This window comes from Streptomyces sp. NPDC001514, from assembly GCF_053597075.1.
Genome location: NZ_JBSFHO010000039.1, coordinates 69,435 through 84,702 on the forward strand (window position 1 = coordinate 69,435; position 15,268 = coordinate 84,702).

Consider the following 15,268-nt stretch of genomic DNA (forward strand, 5'->3'; position numbering starts at 1 on the left):
CGGGCCGTCGGGGCAGCACCGGTCACCCCGGTGCAGCCCGAGTTCAACGGGGGAGCACTCCGCACCGGGGTGGACAGACGGCCGGGCAGCGGAAATCAGGGCTGGGTGCCCCAGGCCATGGCGCCGTTCATGTGGACGCCGATCCTGGGTGCGTCCGCGAAGGCCGCGTTCGTGCCGCGGTTGTAGTCGTCCGCCTCGTTGAAGTTCGACCGGTCGGAACGGTGGACGCGGAGCTGGATCTCCCCGGTGGACGCCCCAGCGGCGAGCGAACCCCCGGAGAGGTTCACCTTCAGATAGTGATCGGCGTCGGTCGCCGAGCCGTTGGCGACCACCGAGTGGGTGAGGGTGGAACAGCCCAGCTGCGCCCAGTCGCACCAGTGGTGTACGAGCTTGCACTGTCGGCGAACCAGTGACGGATCTCCACCCCGGACAGGCTCTGTGCCCCGGCGCCGGTGTTGACCAGCTGGAGAATCATCCGGATTACGTTGTCCGTGGCGTTGGTGTCACCGGTCTTGTCTTGTACTGCACCTTCAGATTGCCGTTGCCGGTGCCGCCCTGCGTCGTCCGGCCGGTGACCGGACCGGACTGCGCCGAGGCGTTCCCGGCCGCGTCCCGCGCCCGCACCGTGTACGGCCTTGGCCTGGAGCTTGCGGCGAAGTTCCAGCTGCCGCTTGCGGTGCCGGTTCAGGCCGCGCCCGGCTGCCTTGGAGCCGGTGGACGTGGTGGCGATGTTGACGATGCCGAGGTCCACGCCGATGAAACCGTCCGGCTCGTACTGCTCGGCCTCGGGAAGTCACAGACCGCGACCAGGTAGATCACGCCGTCGCGTTCGATCAGGTCGGACTCACCCTTGCGGTATTCCCGCAGGATCTTGAGCGCATCGGCTGAGCAGGCAAAGCGGACGTTCTTGATGCGCCGCCGACGGTGGTCCAGATGGACACGGTCTGCGCGTCGTACTGCCAACCCAAGGTCCCGCGCCACCGCTGCCTCAGGGCGCGACCGTGTCACTGTGACGGCTTCATGCGAGCCGTGGATAGGCTCACTCGGCCCGTGTGCCCGAGCGGTTCGCCCGGTCAATGAAAGAGGACGATGAGATGTCTGTGCATGTGATCGTGTTGCCAGGAGGCGGCTACGAGGTGCACGCCGAGCACGAGGCCCAGCCGATCGTCGATTGGCTCGAAGGATTGGGCTTGGAGGCGAGCGTTTTCCGGTATCCGCTCAACACACGGCATCCAGCGCCGCTCGCGGCACTTCAGACCGAGATCCGGCGCCTACGGGACAAGGGGGCCGACACGATCGGGGCCGTGGGCTTCTCGGCCGGTGGGCACCTCGCGGGCCTGGCAGCCCTCGCTCCGAACGCTGACGAGCGGACATCGGTTCAGTTCGCTGTGCTCGGCTATGCGATCACCTCGATGGAGACCGAGACGTACCGCCCTTCGCAGATCGTTCTGCTGGGTGAGGACGCGTCGCCGGAGCTGCGTCGTTCGACCTCGCTCGACGCGCTGGTGACTCCGTCGGCTCCTCCGTTCTTCCTCTGGCACACGGCGGAGGATTCTTACGTTCCGCCGGAGCACACCTATCGCCTGGCTGCGGCGTTGGCCGCCGACAATGTGCCCCACACGGTGCACGTCTTCCCCCACGGCCCCCACAGTCTGGGCCTCGCCCATGGCGCTGGAGAGGCATCGACATGGACACGCTTCGCCGAGTCATGGATCGGCGAGCAGACCGGTACTCGGACGCCTCACGGAGCTTGAATGCGCCAGCCCGATTGCGATGCTGGGGTGTCTGATCGATGAAGCCGGAGTTTCCTGGAATGCCGGGCGCCGGGTGGACCGCTCCGCGTCCCGCCTGCGGAGTGCGTGTGCGAGTGCACTGACGAGTGGCGTCGGCCGCCGACCCGGCCACGGGCTCGGGCTGCAGCGAGGCCGTCCAGCCACGATGGGTTCGCGCTGGAACTCGGCGAGGGCGGAGAGCATGCCGAACATCGCGCCGCCCCAGCGTGAAGTGTCGATGCCATGTCCATGACATAAGACGACTCCCGCTTCCTGACCTCGTGTGGATCTTCGCTCTTCCGGAGGCTGCTTGAGACCGTCCGCGCTGATATCCGACATAGCGATTTACCAAGTCCTCGGGTGGCGGCAGCGGGGGCCTCAGCAGCCCCGGTCACGCCTGGCGTGGACGGCCGGCCGCTGGGTGATCGGTGCGCCGCCCGCCCTGGGTCTCCCCGGGGCGGGCGGCGCCCGTACGGGGTCAGGCCCCCGGCGGTACCTGCGCCGGGCGGCCGTTGCCGCGGGTGAGGCGGTAGCCCCAGATGCCGGCCAGCGCGGCGAGTGCCGCGCCGGCCGCCGTCCACAGGATGCGGGACGACCACCAGCCGGAGGCCCAGCCGCCGTCCGGCTCGACCTTCGCGCCCGACGCGGGCACGAGCGGTGCGGCCAGGTGACCGTCCACCGCGGCGGTGCCCCCGGCGTCGGACGCCGTGACCTCGACCGCGGCGTCGACGGGCTCACCGAGGTCCTCGGCGGGCGCGTCGACGACGGTAAGGCGGACGTAATACGCGCCCGGCAGCGGGTCGTTGGCCCATGGCTCCGACCAGGCCCGGACCGTACGCAGCGCGCAGGAGAGCTCGACGGAGGTGGCCTCGGCCCGGGCGGCCTTGGTGTCGCTGCCGTAGCGGCAGGCCTGACGGCGGCGCAGTCCGTCGTACACGTCGAGCCGCCAGGTGTGGGTGCCGTGGCGGGCCTCGGAACCGGGCAGCTTCACCGTCGCCCGCACCGTGGCCTGCTGTCCCGCGTCGGCCGGGAACTGCCAGTAGAGGTAGTCACCGGTCGACGCCTGCGCCGTGGCCCGCTGTCCGGGGCGTACGACCGTGGCGGTACGGAAGGACGTGCCGGCCTCGGTCGGCGCGGCGGCCTCCTCCGTGCTCGGGCTCGGGGTGGGGGTCTCCGCGACCGCAGTGCCCGCGAACGTGAACAGCGCGGCGGCGGAAAGCAGCGCCCCCGTGAAAGTGCGTACGGTACGCATCAGTTGGTCCTCCAGACGGCGATGCGCCAGCGCGAGATCCAGCCCCACAGCAGACCGGTCGCGAAGCCCGCGAGCGTCAGCAGGCCGAGCAGCCACCAGCCGCGGCCGAGGCCGAAGAAGGCGACGTCGGCGGCGTTGTCGGGGCCGTCCACCACATCGAGCGTCAGCTCGACGGGCAGGCCGGGAGCGGTCTTGACCGAAGCCGGGGCCGAGAAGGAGTTGCTCACCCGCAGACAGACCGTCTCGGCGGCGGGCTTGACGTCGTCGTTGGCGTCCGCGTCGTCGATCTCGGGCTTCGGGTAGCGCAGCCCCGTCGAGACGACATCGGTGCGCCCGTCGCCCGCGGCCTCGCCGCGTACGATCTCCCGGCCGTGCAGCGTCGACGCGCGCAGCAGCACACCGTAGTCACGGTTGACGGCACGGTCGGCGGCGATGCTCACCGAGGCGCGCAGCTCCTGCCCGGGCAGCAGGTCCACCCGGTACCAGCGGTGCTGACCGAAGGTCTCACGGTCGGCGTAGAGACCGGCCTTCAGCTGCGGCGCGTCCTCGCACCGGTCGGTGCCCTGCGTGGCGACCGGGGTGACGACCGGCTCGGCGGCACGGTCGACCAACTGGCTGACTCGGTCGGACAGTTCGTCCTTGTGCTGCACGGAGGTGTACGTGCCGCCGGTGGCCTCGGCGATGCACATCAGCTGGGCACGCATCTTGGCGTTGGGGACCAGGCCGAGCGTGTCGATGGTGATGTTGATGCCCTTGGCCGCGATCTCGCGCGCCACCTCGCACGGGTCGAGCGGGGCACAGGTGTCCTCGCCGTCCGTGATGAGCACGATCCGGCGGGTGGCGTTGCCGCCCTCCAGGTCGTCGGCGGCGCCCAGCAGCGCGGGCCCGATCGGCGTCCAGCCGGTGGGCGCGAGCGTCGCCACCGCCGTCTTCGCCTCGGTCCGGTCGAGTTCGCCCACCGGGTAGAGCTGACGTGTGTCCTTGCAGCCCTTCTTCTGGTCCTTGCCGGGGTAGTCGGCGCCCAGTGTGCGTATGCCGAGCCGGACCTCTTCCGGCACCGCGTCCAGCACCTCGTTGAACGCCTGCTTGGCCGCGGACATCCGCGACTGTCCGTCGATGTCGCGGGCCCGCATCGAACCACTGACGTCGAGGACGAGTTCGACCTTGGGCGGTTCCTTCGCGGTCGGCTCGTCGCCGGAGCCGCCGGAGTCGGCGAAGGCGGCGGCCGGGACGAGGCCGCCGGTCAAGGTGACCAGTAGCGCGCTGCACACCGCGGCTGCCAGTCGCTTTCGTATGATCATCGCCGGATCATAGTGATCAGGGTGAGCACTGCCCAATTCCGCGCGCACGTGCACCAGCGGGCCGACGCAACAGCGCGCCGATCCCGAGGTGTTGGGAACGGAGCCCAAGGACGAGATTCGCCGGTGCGCGCCTGCCGGCACCGCTCGCTGCGGTGAGAGCAATGCGGCCGGTATGGCCCAGTACGGGGAGAGGGAGAGCGTGGCCCAGGGGCGAGTGACGTACGACGTGAGGTACCAGACGACGCCACCGGTCGTCGTCAGCCGGGACGAACACGAACAGGGTGGCGCGATCGGCCGGCTCTGGCGTGACGCCGACAGCCCCGGGCGCGACCACGATCGCTCCATCCGTGCCTTCCACGTCGTCCCCGACGGGCAGGGCCCGGTCGCCCGGGCGGTGACCGAGCAGCCTCTCGGTCCGCGCGTGGGTGGGCGCACCGCCGTCTACCGCGTCGAGGACTCCTACGGCGCCCCGCTGGGGCGGATCACGCTCCGGCGTCGCAGTCTGTTCCGGATCGGCCGGACGCGGTGGACCGTGGAGCCGGTCGCGGGCCCCGCCGTCCGCGGTTACCGGGGCCGACTCGTGTGGTGGGCGCTGTGGTGGCCGGTGGGACTGCCGCTCAGCCTGCTCTGGGGGATCACCTCCATCCTCGGCGAGGGCGACGGCGGGTTCGGCGCGCCACGCCGTGTGATCTGGCGCGACGACGCGGGGCGGGCGCACATCGTCTTCCGGGGCCTGGCCGAGGACTACCAGGTCCTGCGCCAGGGCTGGGACCCACGCCTGGTGGCCGCGCTCGTGGGCCTGCATCAGTCGTTCGATCCGTCCGAGGGCGGAGGATCCCTGGGCTGGTACGAGTCGTGACGTCGTGCGGGAACGGGCCGGTGCGCCGGATGCGATGAGGCGGCTCACCGGAGCTGCCGCCCACGACCGCGGGCCGGGGGGAACCCCCTGCTGACGCTCGTGGCGCCCGAGGAAGTCGCCCAGGCCGACGACTTCCTCACTGCCTCAAGGGCCGGCGATCGCGCCCGGCGCCGCCGCTCTACGACACCAGCGACCACTTCTGGTTGGCGCTGCCCGTGCAGGTCCAGATCTGCGTCGGTGTCCCGTCCGCCGGGTTGTTGTCCAGGACGTCCAGGCACTTGTTCGCGGGCAGGTTCACCACGTCGTTGGTCGAGGCGTTGTACGACCATCTCTGCGCGCCCGTGCCGTTGCAGTCCCAGAGCTGTACGCGCGTGCCGTCCGCCGTGCCCGCGGCGGCGGCGTCGAGGCACTTGCCGAGGGCCCGTATGGTGCCGTCGGTGCCCACCGTCCAGCGCTGGGCTGCGGTGCCGTTGCAGGTGTAGAGCTGGACGCGTGTGCCGTTGGCGGTGTTGGCGCCGGCCACGTCGAGGCACTTGCCCGCGAGGCCGCGGAGGGTGCCGCTGGTGCCTCCGCCGCCGCTGTCGGAGGTCGTGACGCGGACGTGGTCCACGACGAGCTGCTGCGGGAAGACGGTCGAGCCGTCGGGGTCGCCGGGCCAGTAGCCGCCGACTGCGAGGTTGAGGATGAGGAAGAAGGGCTTGTTGAAGACCCACTGCCGGCCGCCGAGGTCGGCGGGGGTGCGGCGCTGGTAGACGTTGCCGTCGACGGACCAGGTGATCGAGTCGGGGGCCCAGTCGACGGCGAAGGTGTGGAAGCCGTCGGCGAAGGCCTGGCCGCCCGGCAGGGTGTACGCGGCGCCGATGCCGCCGCTGCCCGAGTAGCCGGGGCCGTGGATGGTGCCGTGCACCGTGCTCGGTTCGAAACCGACGTTCTCCATGACGTCGATCTCGCCGCTGTTCGGCCAGCCGACCTGGCCGATGTCGTTGCCGAGCATCCAGAACGCGGGCCACATGCCCTGCCCGCGCGGGATCTTCATCCGGGCCTCGACGTGGCCGTAGGCCTGGGTGAACCTGCCCGCGGTGTTCAGCCGCGCGGACGTGTACTGGCATGTGCCGTACCAGCACTGGTAGTTGCCGGGGTTCTCGCGACGGGCCGTGATCACCAGCTGGCCCTGGCCGTTGAGGGCGGCGTTGGCGTTGCCCGCGGTGTAGTACTGGCGCTCGTGGTTGGCAACGTTGTCGCCGGTCTCGATCTGCCACTTGCCGCCGTCGACCGCGGCTCCCGACGGGCCGTCGAAGTTGTCCTCGAAGTTCACGGCTTGAATCGTCGGGGTGGGAGCGGCCGTGGAGCTGGGCGCCCAGCTCAGTGCGGCGGTCAGTGCCGCGACCGTCAGGGCGATGGCGCGGAAAGGGCGCCTGCGCATTCGTAATGACATGAGGTGCCTCGATTTCTGCTGTGGGGGCGCCAACCGGACCGGGGGAGGGGGCCGTTGGCGGTCGTGCAGTGGTTGGCGGGACTTCGCTCGTTGGTCTGGACCTGCCTTCAGGGAGTGAACCTTTTTGATGGGGCCCTGTCAACGCATGCGGCGAGGAGCGTGCGTCGGTGAATGGTCCGGACGGTCCGAGCTCCCCGTGCTCGCATGGCCGGGGGCAACCCGGGGCGTGCGGGCGAATCCGGTGCATGGACCGCGATGCCCGGTGTCGTCCGCTGTGTCCGGTCACCTGAGGAGCAGACTCGTCGAGACGACCGGGAAGGGCACGTCATGAGAGGGAGATGCGGCATGCGACAAGCGCGGGAGAGCGGCGGTCGTTCCCTTCCGGAGCACCGCGACCGATGAATCGCCGAGACGATGCATCGACAGGTGGCCGGCCAGACGGCGCACCAGCAGAACCGGGCGCGGCGGTGCGGCCCGAGCGTCGGGTCGTACGTCTCCTCGCGGTGCTCGCGGCGGCGGCAGGCAGCCTGGATGCCGTGTGCGTGACGCGGTTCGACGGTGTGTTCGCCAGCGTCATCACCGGCAACCTCGTGCAACTCGGACGTGCCCTCGTGGCGCTCGACAGCCGGCTGGCGGTGGGGGCGACGGTGGCAGTCGGGAGCTATGCCTTGGGCGTTGCGGTCGGCACTGCCGGGCTGGGCCGTCGCGGTGCGCGTTGGCGCCGCGAAACAAGCCTGATCATGACGGCCGAGCTGGCACTGCTCGCCGGGGTGGGCGGTGGATGGCTGGCCACCGAGGGGCATCCCGACGCCGGCATCACCTCGCTCCTCCTCGCGTTGGCCGGCGCGGCGATGGGAGTGCAGAGCGCAGTGACGATCAGCTCCGGTGTGCGGGGGGCGTCGACCACCTACCTGACCGGTACGTTGACCGGGCTTGTCCGCGCCCTCAGTGGCGAGCCGCACCGGTTCGACGCTGCGGCCGGCGCCCGGTTGGCGGCGTTCCTGTGCGGCGCCACGGGCGGCGCCCTGCTGCTGCGGTTTGCGCCGTTGTGGGCGCCGATCCTGCCGATGGTGCTGGTCGGTGCCGTCGTGGTGATCGCAACGGCATCCGCTCATGGACGGGTGGAGGAGCACAGCTGATCAGCAGCATCGGGCCTCCGGTCGTCACACGGCGAGCGGCGGGGACGACGTCTCCAGGGCCACCACGGCCTCACTCGTGTGCACCAGGAATGTCAGCGTCTCCTGGAAGTACAGCCGTATGCTCCTGTCGTCGTGCGACAGGTAGCCGATGGACACGTCCTGGCCGAGGCGTAGTTCGAAGTCTCCGCCCCGCGTGGACAGCAGAAAGGCACCGTCGATGGCAGGCGCCCAGATGATCTCGCCGTCCAGCAGCCGGGCGATGTGTTTGATGATGGGGTAGCCGTAATCGGCGGTCTCGCTGACGGCGGTGTACGCCTCGGCGCTGAGCGTCAGCGTGTACGCGCCGCCGACACCCGCCAGCCGCAGCGCGGTCACGGCCTGGCTGATGGCGTTCGGGTACTCGCGTACTTCGGCCGGCAGGGTCAGGGCGCGGTTCGACGAGCTCTCGCGCAGGCCTGCGATGCCCGCGGCCGCATAGCCTTCGAACACCGCGCGGTCCTCGGCGAACGCGATCTGCCGGGCAGCGTCCTTGACCGGCTGCCAGTCCGCGTCCTTGGCCCCGCGTGCGACGTCGTCGACCTGCTGACGATCGACGGTGAAGGGAACACGGAGCTCCACGATCGGCTGCGAGCGGCGCGTGTGGGCGATGACCCCCTCGGCCGGTGCGTCCACAGCGTCCAGGTGCCCGGTGCCCACCGCGGACAGTTCAGGACCGCTCGGCTCGGGAACGTCGACGATCCGTCGGGCGGCCACATGGCGCTTGAAGGTGCGTCGCGCCTCTTCCTCCAAGTCGGCCCAGGCGGCAGTGGAGATGGGAGCCAGTTCACGGTGCAGGTTGTTCATCGGCGGTGCTCGCCTTCATGTCGCCGATCCTCAGGGAAGAGTCCAGGGTGCGAGCCGGGGCGTCCGACACCGTCGCCGTGGGAGCCTCGGAGTACGTGCTGGTGACGGGCGGATCGGGAAGGTTGTCGAGGAAATCATTGGTCGGCACGTAGAACAGCGATCCGGTGACCGGGACGGAGAAGTCCAGGATGCGGTCGTGGGACGCCGGCGGATCACCCAGGAACATGCGCTCCAGCATCGTCTCGGTCACTGCCGGGGTACGCGCATATCCGATGAAGTACGTACCGAATTCGCCCTGTCCGACGCTCCCGAAGGGCATGTTGTCCCGAAGGATCTCGTGTTTCGTCCCATCGGGATCGACGACAGTGGTCAGGGCGACATGGGAATCGGCCGGTTTGATCTCGTCGTCCAGTTCGATGTCGGACAGCTTCCTCCGTCCGATCACCATCTCCTGCGCTTCCACCGGCAGGGCGTTCCACGCCTGCAGATCGTGGAGGTACTTCTGCACGATGACGTAACTGCCTCCCGTGAACTGCGGGTCCTCGTCGCCGATCAGGACCGCCGCACTCGCCGCCGGCCCCACCGGGTTCTCGGTCCCGTCGACGAAACCGAGCAGGTCACGCACGTCGAAGTACTTGAACCCGTGCACCTCGTCGCGCACCGTGACGGCACCATGAAGACGTTCCATGATCTCGGCGGCCAGCCCGAAGCACAGGTCCAGCCGCTCGGCACGGATGTGGAAGAGCAGGTCACCGGGTGTTGACACCGCGCGGTGCCTGGCTCCGGCCAGCTCACGAAAGGTGTGCAGCTCCGCTGGGCGCGGCCCGGCGAACAGGCGCCCCCAGACCTGTGATCCGATGCCGGTGACACAGCTGAGCTTTCCGTTGGGCGCCCGGAAACCGACGGCCCGCTGCAGTCCCGTCAGGTCGGACAGGAGCTTCCGTGCCCCGGGCTCGCCCCCTGCGTCGACCGTCACCACCAGAAAGATCGCCGCAGCCGTCAGGGGGGACAGCACCGGCTGGGGAACCGGCTCCTGGGGGAGTCGGGCCATCGGCCACACCCCTTCACGGTCGTCGCGACGGGGCACGCCGGGACGTTCCAAGTCGGCACATGTCACCCCGGCGCTCCGCACCGTCCTGGGTGCGGACGGTCCCCTCGGCCGATCGGCGGGAAGGAGCCGACAGGCGGTGGACCTGCCGGGAAATGCCCTTTTCACTGTAAGGCGGGCACTCCAGCACCTGCCACCGCACCCCAGGGTGCGACGGGTGCGCGAACGGTGCGTGTGGCCGGGTACGTGTGGCCGGGTAGTAGCGTGGCGCGATGTCCCCGCCGCCACCCGACCTGCTCTCCCGAGCCCTGCGCGACCCCGTCGACCCGCCTCTGCGGCCACTGCCCGGGCCCGCGGAGCAGCTGCTGCGCAGCGTGCAGGCCCCGCTTCGCCTGGCCGCCCATCTGCGGGCCGTCCATGACGTCGCCCACCGACTCGTCGAGTGGGTCGCCGGCCGGTATCCGCACCTCGTCGTCGACCGCGAGGCCGTGCTGTTCGGGGCGGCCACCCACGACATCGGCAAGACAGTGCACATCGCCGAACTCTCCGGTCCCGGAGCCCGGCACGAGGAAGCCGGGCGGCAGTTGCTTCTGGACCACGGTTTCGCGCCGCACCTGGCCCGATTCGCCGCGACCCACGCGTCGTGGACGGCATCGGCTGCGACCATCGAGGATCTGCTGGTCAGCACCGCCGACAAGGCCTGGAAGAACAAGCGCGTCCCGGAACTCGAAGACCTGGTGATCTCACGACTCGCCGAGTCGACCGGCCGGGCGCACTGGGAGGAGTACCTCGCGCTGGACGAACTCCTGGGCGCCATCGGCGAGGGCGCGGATCATCGGCTGGCCTTCCAGGCGTCGTACCCGGTGCATTCCTGAGGGCGCGGGCATCGGAGCACGGTCAGGCCGGCAGCCGGGGCGCCGGTTCGCCCACACGCCGCCGGGACCGGCGGTTCTGCGCCTCCACGGTGGGCCGCCTGTCCACGGGGACGCGCTCCCGGCTGGACGACCTGATCGCCGAGGACGCCGGCGCGGGTGAACTTCGAAGACAACCGAGATGTGCACTACGACGCGATCCGCCAGGCTGCGGTCACGTGCCGCGGCGCTGCTCCTGGACGGCCTTCATGAGGTGCTCGATGGCGGACTGGGTGTCGCGGTCACGCGCGTCATCGATCGCTTCGAGAGCGGCGGCCGCGGCCTCACGAATGTGGTGGGGAAGCCCGTCGGCGGCCGTGAGGTGGTAGGCGGCCTTACGGCGCGCCATGCGCTCGGCGGGGTCTACCGCGTCGGGGCCGGACAGCGGAAAGACGGAGGTCCTGTACGCGGATATCTCCAGCACCACCATGTCCGCGATTCCGTCGGCGTACCCGAGCGCGGCGGCCTTCCCCTGTCCTTCCCGAATGGTTGCGATCATTCGACGGCGAGACAGGACCGTGCCCAGGGCGGCGCCGCCTCCCAGGGAAAGGGCGCAGGTGACGGCGAGAAACGGCCCGTCCCAGACGAAGCCGGTGACTGCTCCGAGGCCCGCGAGCGTGACGGTCCATCCGGCCGCCGTCCGGGAGCTCATTTGCTCGGGTGTGGTGTCCATGGTGGGAGTGTCCCAGCCGGTACCAACAGCCCGGCCGCCGGCCTCAGATGCTCACCGACGCCGACCTGCGGGCCCTGTCCCCGCTGTTCTGGACACAGGTGAACCCCTGTGGCCGGTTCGAGCTGGACATGGCTCCCACCTCGCTGTCTCGCTGCCCGTCGTGCCCGGCGCCCGCGCCGCGGCGGAGGCCGGGCTCAGACAGCCCCCGGGCGAAGAGCGCCCGTTCAGTCGATGACGGCGGTGGCTTCGATCTCGACCAGATGGTCGGGTACGTCCAGTGCCGCAACGCCCAGCAGCGAGGCAGGGGGTGTCGCGGTGACCCCCAGCTTCGCGGCCGCCCGACCGAGCCCCTCCATGAGCAGGGGCATCTTGTCGGGGGTCCAGTCGACGACGTAGACGGTCAGTTTCGCCACGTCGTCGAAGGAAGCGCCGACCTCGGCCAGGGCGGTGCCGATGTTGAGGTAGCACTGCTCGACCTGAGCGGCGAGGTCGCCTTCGCCGACCGTGACACCGTCGACGTCCCAGGCGACCTGCCCGGCGATGAAGACCAGCTTCGACCCGGTCGCGATCGACACCTGCCGGTAGGCGTCGATTTCCGGCAATCCGTTGGGGTTTACCAGGGTGATGGCCATGCTGCCTGCCTCCATCGCTATGAGAGCCGCTCTCTTGCGGTTACTCAGAAACCGTAGGAGAGTGACCGCTGACATGGAAGAACGCACTTTTCGGTGACTGGGGAACCTGATGGTGACCAAGCAGTACAGCGGCTCGCCCGAGGATGCGGACCTGAGGCGTGCGGACTCTCTGGCGCGGGAGATCTTCTCGGACGTCGCCAACAAGTGGGCGCTCCTGATCATCGAGTCTCTCGGTGAACGCACCCTGCGCTTCAGCGAGTTGCGGAACGAGATCGAGGGCGTCAGCCACAAGATGCTCACCCAGAACCTGCGCATGCTGGAGCGCAACGGTCTGATCGAGCGGACGGTGCACCCCGTCGTGCCGCCGCGGGTCGAGTACACCCTCACCGAGCCGGGCCAGGCCCTGCGGGTGACGATCGACGGACTGTGCGACTGGACCCACCTGTACCTCGGTCACATCGAGGCCTCCCGCCACCGCTTCGACGCCTGACGGGTTGAGGACTCGCTTGCCGTGCAGCCGCGGAGGAACGCACTCGCAGGCCCCCCAACGCGGGCCGGGACGGTGTCCGCCACTGATGGAGGAGCGGTGTTCTGCGAGTGCGCTCCGTCGGTGGCCGGCTGCCAGTTGATCTGCGCGGATGCCTGTGCGGGCTCGCCCTGAAGGCTCGCGGTTCGGCCCGAACCGGTCCGTCCGGCGGGCGCTTGCGGCTGACCAGGCCGTGTCGTTTGGATCATCGCGGGGCCGTTTCATCGGCTGCGTCACCTCGCCGCAGCATGGTCGGCAGAAGCAACCCTTCCGGGTGTGTGGCGGTCCTACCAGGCGTCGTGCTCAGAGGGGAACCTCTGTCGATTCGTACTGGTAAACCGGCTGGAAAGGGCGCACTCCATGGAGCTCGATCCCAACTTCTGCCTGGACGTTCCGGAGGGTTTCGACGACTCGGACGCTGAGACTGGGGTGCATCCCATGGCCAGGAAGCTGTTCCTCGCCACAACTGCCGCGGAAGCCTTCAAGAAAGCCCATGAGTGGGTGCGGGAACAAAGAATCCGCCTGTCGGACGTGTCGTGGGATTTCTTCCACGACGAGGACGAGCCCTACTGCCTGAGCATCTATTTCACCTTCGAGCTGGATCCCGAAGACCCCTGACCACGACTGTGCAGTTCCGTTTGGATCAGGCGGTCGTTGGTCCGGGTGTGCCGTTGACTGACGTGCAGGAAGCGGGTGTTCACCGCCCTGATGACCCAGGCGGACGCCGATGAGGACTTGGACTGGGCCGTCTCGGTGGATTCCACGATCGTGCGCGCCCACCAGCACGCGGCCGGGGCCCGCAAAAAGGGCCCCAGCCGGTGAACCGGCAGACCACGCCATCGGCCGGTCCCGCGGCTGACTGACGCCAACCGCGGGGGCCGTCGGCATGTCGGCGCACGGGGCAACGCCAGTCCCCCGGGCGGTGCAACGCCCGGGGGGCGACCCTCCGTCAGGCGTTGGACGACCGGATGTCGGCGACCACCCGTTCGGCGAGGGGCGCGGCGGACATCGGGTTCTGTCCGGTGTACAGGTTGCGGTCCACCACCACATTGGGCGTCAAGGCCACGCTGTTCTCCAGCTGGGCACCGGCGGCGGCCAGCCGGTCCTCGAGCAGCCACGGCGCCTTGCGCGCCAGTCCCCCGATGGTCTCCTCCTCGTTGGTGAAGGCCGTCATGCGGTAGCCGGCGAACGGCCATGTCCCGTCCGCGTGCCGGGCGGCGAGCATGGCCGCAGGCCCGTGGCACACGATGACGACCGTGCGGCCGCTGTCGAGCATGGTCGTCAGGATCCGGCCCGTGGGTTCGTGCACCGCGAGGTCCTCCATGGGGCCGTGGCCTCCGGGGACGAACACCATGTCGTAGTCGTCGGGGTCGACGTCTTCCAGCCTCCGCGGGGAGGCCAGTGTCTCGTTCAGCGCGTCGAGGTAGTCGGTGAGCTCCCTGGCGTGCTCGGGGCCTCCGACGACGTGGGGCGCCAGGCTGACCTGGTCGACCACGGGGCGCGCTCCCTCAGGGCTCGCGATCGTGATGTCGAAGCCGGCGGCGGTGAAGGCCCGGTGGGGCAGGACCAGCTCGTCGGCCCAGAAGCCGGTGGGGTGCTTGGTGCCGTCGTTCAGCGTCCAGTGGTCGGCGCCGGTGACGATGAAAAGTACCTTGGTCATCGGATTCCTCTGCGTGTGAGCAATGACAGACAGCTGCAGACCCTCATACGAGCACTGCGCCGGAACCCGGTACTGAGTAGTCGCTACTCGGACCGCGGTTGCGCTATGAGCATCGAATACTCACCACCGCTCGTCGGACTCCTTGGTTTCGTGAGCCCGGGCGCTGCCTGCGAATTCAGCGCCCTGATACGACTTCACGAGGCGATGAGGGTGCATGAGGGGCGATACGGCTTTCTTTGTCGGGCAGTGGATGCGTTCACCCGGCACCACCGGGGCGGTTGCGCCGAGTTCGGCCAGGCTCGCCGCGGTCATGGCAGCTCCGCTCCCCGCCCGAGGAGAGCCTGTTGTGGTGGAACTCGGTCCCGGCACCGGGGCGTTCAGCACGGAGATCCAGCACCGCCTGGCCGGCCGGGGCCGTCATCTGGCGATAGAAGTGAATCCCGTCATGGCGGAAGTCCTCACGCGCCGGTATCCGCGGGCCGAAGTCGTCGTAGACGACGCGACGCGCCTGGCGAATCTGATGGCAGAGCGCGGACTGTCAGAAGCGGATCTGGTCGTGAGCGGCCTTCCGTTCGCCGCCTTCGACGCCGAGCGGCAACGCCGTCTCATCGGGGCGGTGGCCTCATGCATGGGGCCGACGTCGGCGTTCACGGCATTCGGCTATTCCTTCGCGAGGCTTTCACCGCCGGCGGTCCGTTTCCGCAGGCTGCTCGGCGAGGTCTTCGAAGAGGTCGTCATCTCTCGTACGGTCTGGCGCAATGTCCCTCCGGCCTTCGTGTACAGCGCCCGAAGGCCACGGGAGACGGAAGTCCAGCGGTGAGGTGCGGCGCAGCGCTGCCCGCGGTTCAGGCCGGGATGTGCCGTTCCGCCGTGCGCGGTCGCGTTCCGTGGTTCTGATGCTCCAGGACGCCCGCCAGCTCGCTGCGCCTGGTGACTCCGAGTTTGGTGTAGACGCGCTGGAGATGGTTGTCGACGGTGCGCACCGACAGATGAAGGGCGCCGGCGATGTCCTTGCTGCGTGTGCCGGTGGCCGCGAGGAGAGCGACTTCGCGTTCGCGGTCGGTGAGGGGAGCGGTGGGGGCGGCGGCCAGCAGCGGCGTACGGGCGCCCTCGCAGCGGCCGGCGATGCCGGACGCCCGCGGCCGCTCTCGCTCTGCTCACGCTGAGCGCCTGCGGCGGCTCCTCCGAGCCGGCGGACGGCGGACCTGCGGGCTCGC

20 protein-coding genes and 1 pseudogene are annotated in these 15,268 nt (G+C 69.6%); 9 read left to right on the forward strand and 12 right to left on the reverse strand.

Annotation, left to right across the window (positions count from 1 at the left end):
- Positions 1–95 precede the first annotated feature (95 nt).
- Positions 96–332 carry a hypothetical protein gene (locus ACWCXB_RS31495; protein WP_450727179.1) on the reverse strand — a complete coding sequence of 79 codons (237 nt, stop codon included), beginning with the start codon at positions 330–332 and terminating at the stop codon, positions 96–98.
- Positions 290–475 carry a hypothetical protein gene (locus ACWCXB_RS31500; protein WP_450727196.1) on the reverse strand — a complete coding sequence of 62 codons (186 nt, stop codon included), beginning with the start codon at positions 473–475 and terminating at the stop codon, positions 290–292. Before ACWCXB_RS31500 ends, ACWCXB_RS31495 begins: the two co-directional genes overlap by 43 nt.
- Between ACWCXB_RS31500 and ACWCXB_RS31505 the strand changes: the two genes are divergently transcribed.
- Together ACWCXB_RS31505 and ACWCXB_RS31510 are read left to right on the forward strand one after the other, a co-directional pair.
- Entirely contained in the window at positions 410–814 is a 405-nt protein-coding gene (locus tag ACWCXB_RS31505; protein ID WP_450727198.1) for a hypothetical protein, read from the forward strand. The genes ACWCXB_RS31500 and ACWCXB_RS31505 overlap by 66 nt on opposite strands.
- A gap of 280 nt (positions 815–1,094) precedes the next feature.
- Positions 1,095–1,754 carry an alpha/beta hydrolase gene (locus ACWCXB_RS31510; RefSeq protein WP_450727180.1) on the forward strand — a complete coding sequence of 220 codons (660 nt, stop codon included), beginning with the start codon at positions 1,095–1,097 and terminating at the stop codon, positions 1,752–1,754.
- 496 nt (positions 1,755–2,250) lie between these two features.
- Here the strand turns inward: ACWCXB_RS31510 and ACWCXB_RS31515 are convergent, their stop codons facing one another.
- Together ACWCXB_RS31515 and ACWCXB_RS31520 are read right to left on the reverse strand one after the other, a co-directional pair.
- Positions 2,251–3,024, reverse strand: a complete 774-nt coding sequence (locus ACWCXB_RS31515) for a hypothetical protein (protein WP_450727181.1) — start codon at positions 3,022–3,024, stop codon at positions 2,251–2,253.
- Entirely contained in the window at positions 3,024–4,325 is a 1,302-nt protein-coding gene (locus tag ACWCXB_RS31520; protein WP_450727182.1) for a VWA domain-containing protein, read from the reverse strand. Before ACWCXB_RS31520 ends, ACWCXB_RS31515 begins: the two co-directional genes overlap by 1 nt.
- A 199-nt stretch (positions 4,326–4,524) precedes the next feature.
- On the opposite strand from ACWCXB_RS31520, the gene ACWCXB_RS31525 reads away from it, so the two are divergent.
- Positions 4,525–5,184 carry a hypothetical protein gene (locus tag ACWCXB_RS31525; RefSeq protein ID WP_450727183.1) on the forward strand — a complete coding sequence of 220 codons (660 nt, stop codon included), beginning with the start codon at positions 4,525–4,527 and terminating at the stop codon, positions 5,182–5,184.
- A gap of 178 nt (positions 5,185–5,362) precedes the next feature.
- Here ACWCXB_RS31525 and ACWCXB_RS31530 read toward each other — a convergent pair whose 3' ends face one another.
- A complete protein-coding gene (locus ACWCXB_RS31530; protein WP_450727184.1) occupies positions 5,363–6,607 on the reverse strand; it encodes a lectin in 1,245 nt (414 codons plus the stop codon).
- 410 nt (positions 6,608–7,017) lie between these two features.
- Between ACWCXB_RS31530 and ACWCXB_RS31535 the strand changes: the two genes are divergently transcribed.
- On the forward strand, positions 7,018–7,758 hold the full coding sequence (locus ACWCXB_RS31535) for a YoaK family protein (protein ID WP_450727185.1): 741 nt from the start codon (positions 7,018–7,020) through the stop codon (positions 7,756–7,758).
- Between the two features lie 24 nt (positions 7,759–7,782).
- Here the strand turns inward: ACWCXB_RS31535 and ACWCXB_RS31540 are convergent, their stop codons facing one another.
- Entirely contained in the window at positions 7,783–8,601 is an 819-nt protein-coding gene (locus ACWCXB_RS31540; protein WP_450727186.1) for a family 1 encapsulin nanocompartment shell protein, read from the reverse strand.
- A complete protein-coding gene (locus ACWCXB_RS31545; protein ID WP_450727187.1) occupies positions 8,582–9,652 on the reverse strand; it encodes a Dyp-type peroxidase in 1,071 nt (356 codons plus the stop codon). The genes ACWCXB_RS31540 and ACWCXB_RS31545 overlap by 20 nt, the downstream gene beginning before the upstream one ends.
- A gap of 269 nt (positions 9,653–9,921) precedes the next feature.
- Here ACWCXB_RS31545 and ACWCXB_RS31550 point away from each other — a divergent pair, with 269 nt between their 5' ends.
- Positions 9,922–10,524 carry an HD domain-containing protein gene (locus ACWCXB_RS31550; RefSeq protein ID WP_450727188.1) on the forward strand — a complete coding sequence of 201 codons (603 nt, stop codon included), beginning with the start codon at positions 9,922–9,924 and terminating at the stop codon, positions 10,522–10,524.
- Positions 10,525–10,735: 211 nt separating this feature from the next.
- Here ACWCXB_RS31550 and ACWCXB_RS31555 read toward each other — a convergent pair whose 3' ends face one another.
- Together ACWCXB_RS31555 and ACWCXB_RS31560 are read right to left on the reverse strand one after the other, a co-directional pair.
- Positions 10,736–11,233, reverse strand: coding sequence for a hypothetical protein (locus ACWCXB_RS31555; RefSeq protein ID WP_450727189.1), 498 nt, complete (start codon positions 11,231–11,233; stop codon positions 10,736–10,738).
- A 224-nt stretch (positions 11,234–11,457) separates the two neighbouring features.
- Positions 11,458–11,865: a RidA family protein gene (locus ACWCXB_RS31560; protein WP_450727190.1), complete on the reverse strand. Its 408-nt coding sequence runs from the start codon at positions 11,863–11,865 to the stop codon at positions 11,458–11,460.
- A gap of 109 nt (positions 11,866–11,974) precedes the next feature.
- On the opposite strand from ACWCXB_RS31560, the gene ACWCXB_RS31565 reads away from it, so the two are divergent.
- The 3 genes and pseudogenes from ACWCXB_RS31565 to ACWCXB_RS31575 all read left to right on the forward strand — a co-directional run.
- Complete coding sequence (locus tag ACWCXB_RS31565; RefSeq protein WP_450727191.1) at positions 11,975–12,355, forward strand: winged helix-turn-helix transcriptional regulator; 381 nt, start codon at positions 11,975–11,977, stop codon at positions 12,353–12,355.
- Positions 12,356–12,751: 396 nt separating this feature from the next.
- A complete protein-coding gene (locus tag ACWCXB_RS31570) occupies positions 12,752–13,009 on the forward strand; it encodes a hypothetical protein (RefSeq protein WP_450727192.1) in 258 nt (85 codons plus the stop codon).
- Between the two features lie 99 nt (positions 13,010–13,108).
- Positions 13,109–13,247, forward strand: a pseudogene (locus ACWCXB_RS31575) (IS5/IS1182 family transposase); the annotation flags it as partial.
- A 93-nt stretch (positions 13,248–13,340) separates the two neighbouring features.
- Here ACWCXB_RS31575 and ACWCXB_RS31580 read toward each other — a convergent pair.
- A complete protein-coding gene (locus ACWCXB_RS31580; protein WP_450727193.1) occupies positions 13,341–14,051 on the reverse strand; it encodes a type 1 glutamine amidotransferase domain-containing protein in 711 nt (236 codons plus the stop codon).
- Between the two features lie 120 nt (positions 14,052–14,171).
- Entirely contained in the window at positions 14,172–14,363 is a 192-nt protein-coding gene (locus tag ACWCXB_RS31585) for a hypothetical protein (RefSeq protein WP_450727194.1), read from the reverse strand.
- A 37-nt stretch (positions 14,364–14,400) separates the two neighbouring features.
- Here ACWCXB_RS31585 and ACWCXB_RS31590 point away from each other — a divergent pair, with 37 nt between their 5' ends.
- A complete protein-coding gene (locus ACWCXB_RS31590; RefSeq protein WP_450727195.1) occupies positions 14,401–14,871 on the forward strand; it encodes a class I SAM-dependent methyltransferase in 471 nt (156 codons plus the stop codon).
- A gap of 25 nt (positions 14,872–14,896) precedes the next feature.
- Here ACWCXB_RS31590 and ACWCXB_RS31595 read toward each other — a convergent pair whose 3' ends face one another.
- The gene (locus ACWCXB_RS31595) at positions 14,897–15,178 is read right to left on the reverse strand and encodes a response regulator transcription factor (protein WP_450727197.1); all 282 of its coding nucleotides are present in this window, start codon (positions 15,176–15,178) and stop codon (positions 14,897–14,899) included.
- Between the last annotated feature and the right edge of the window lie 90 nt (positions 15,179–15,268).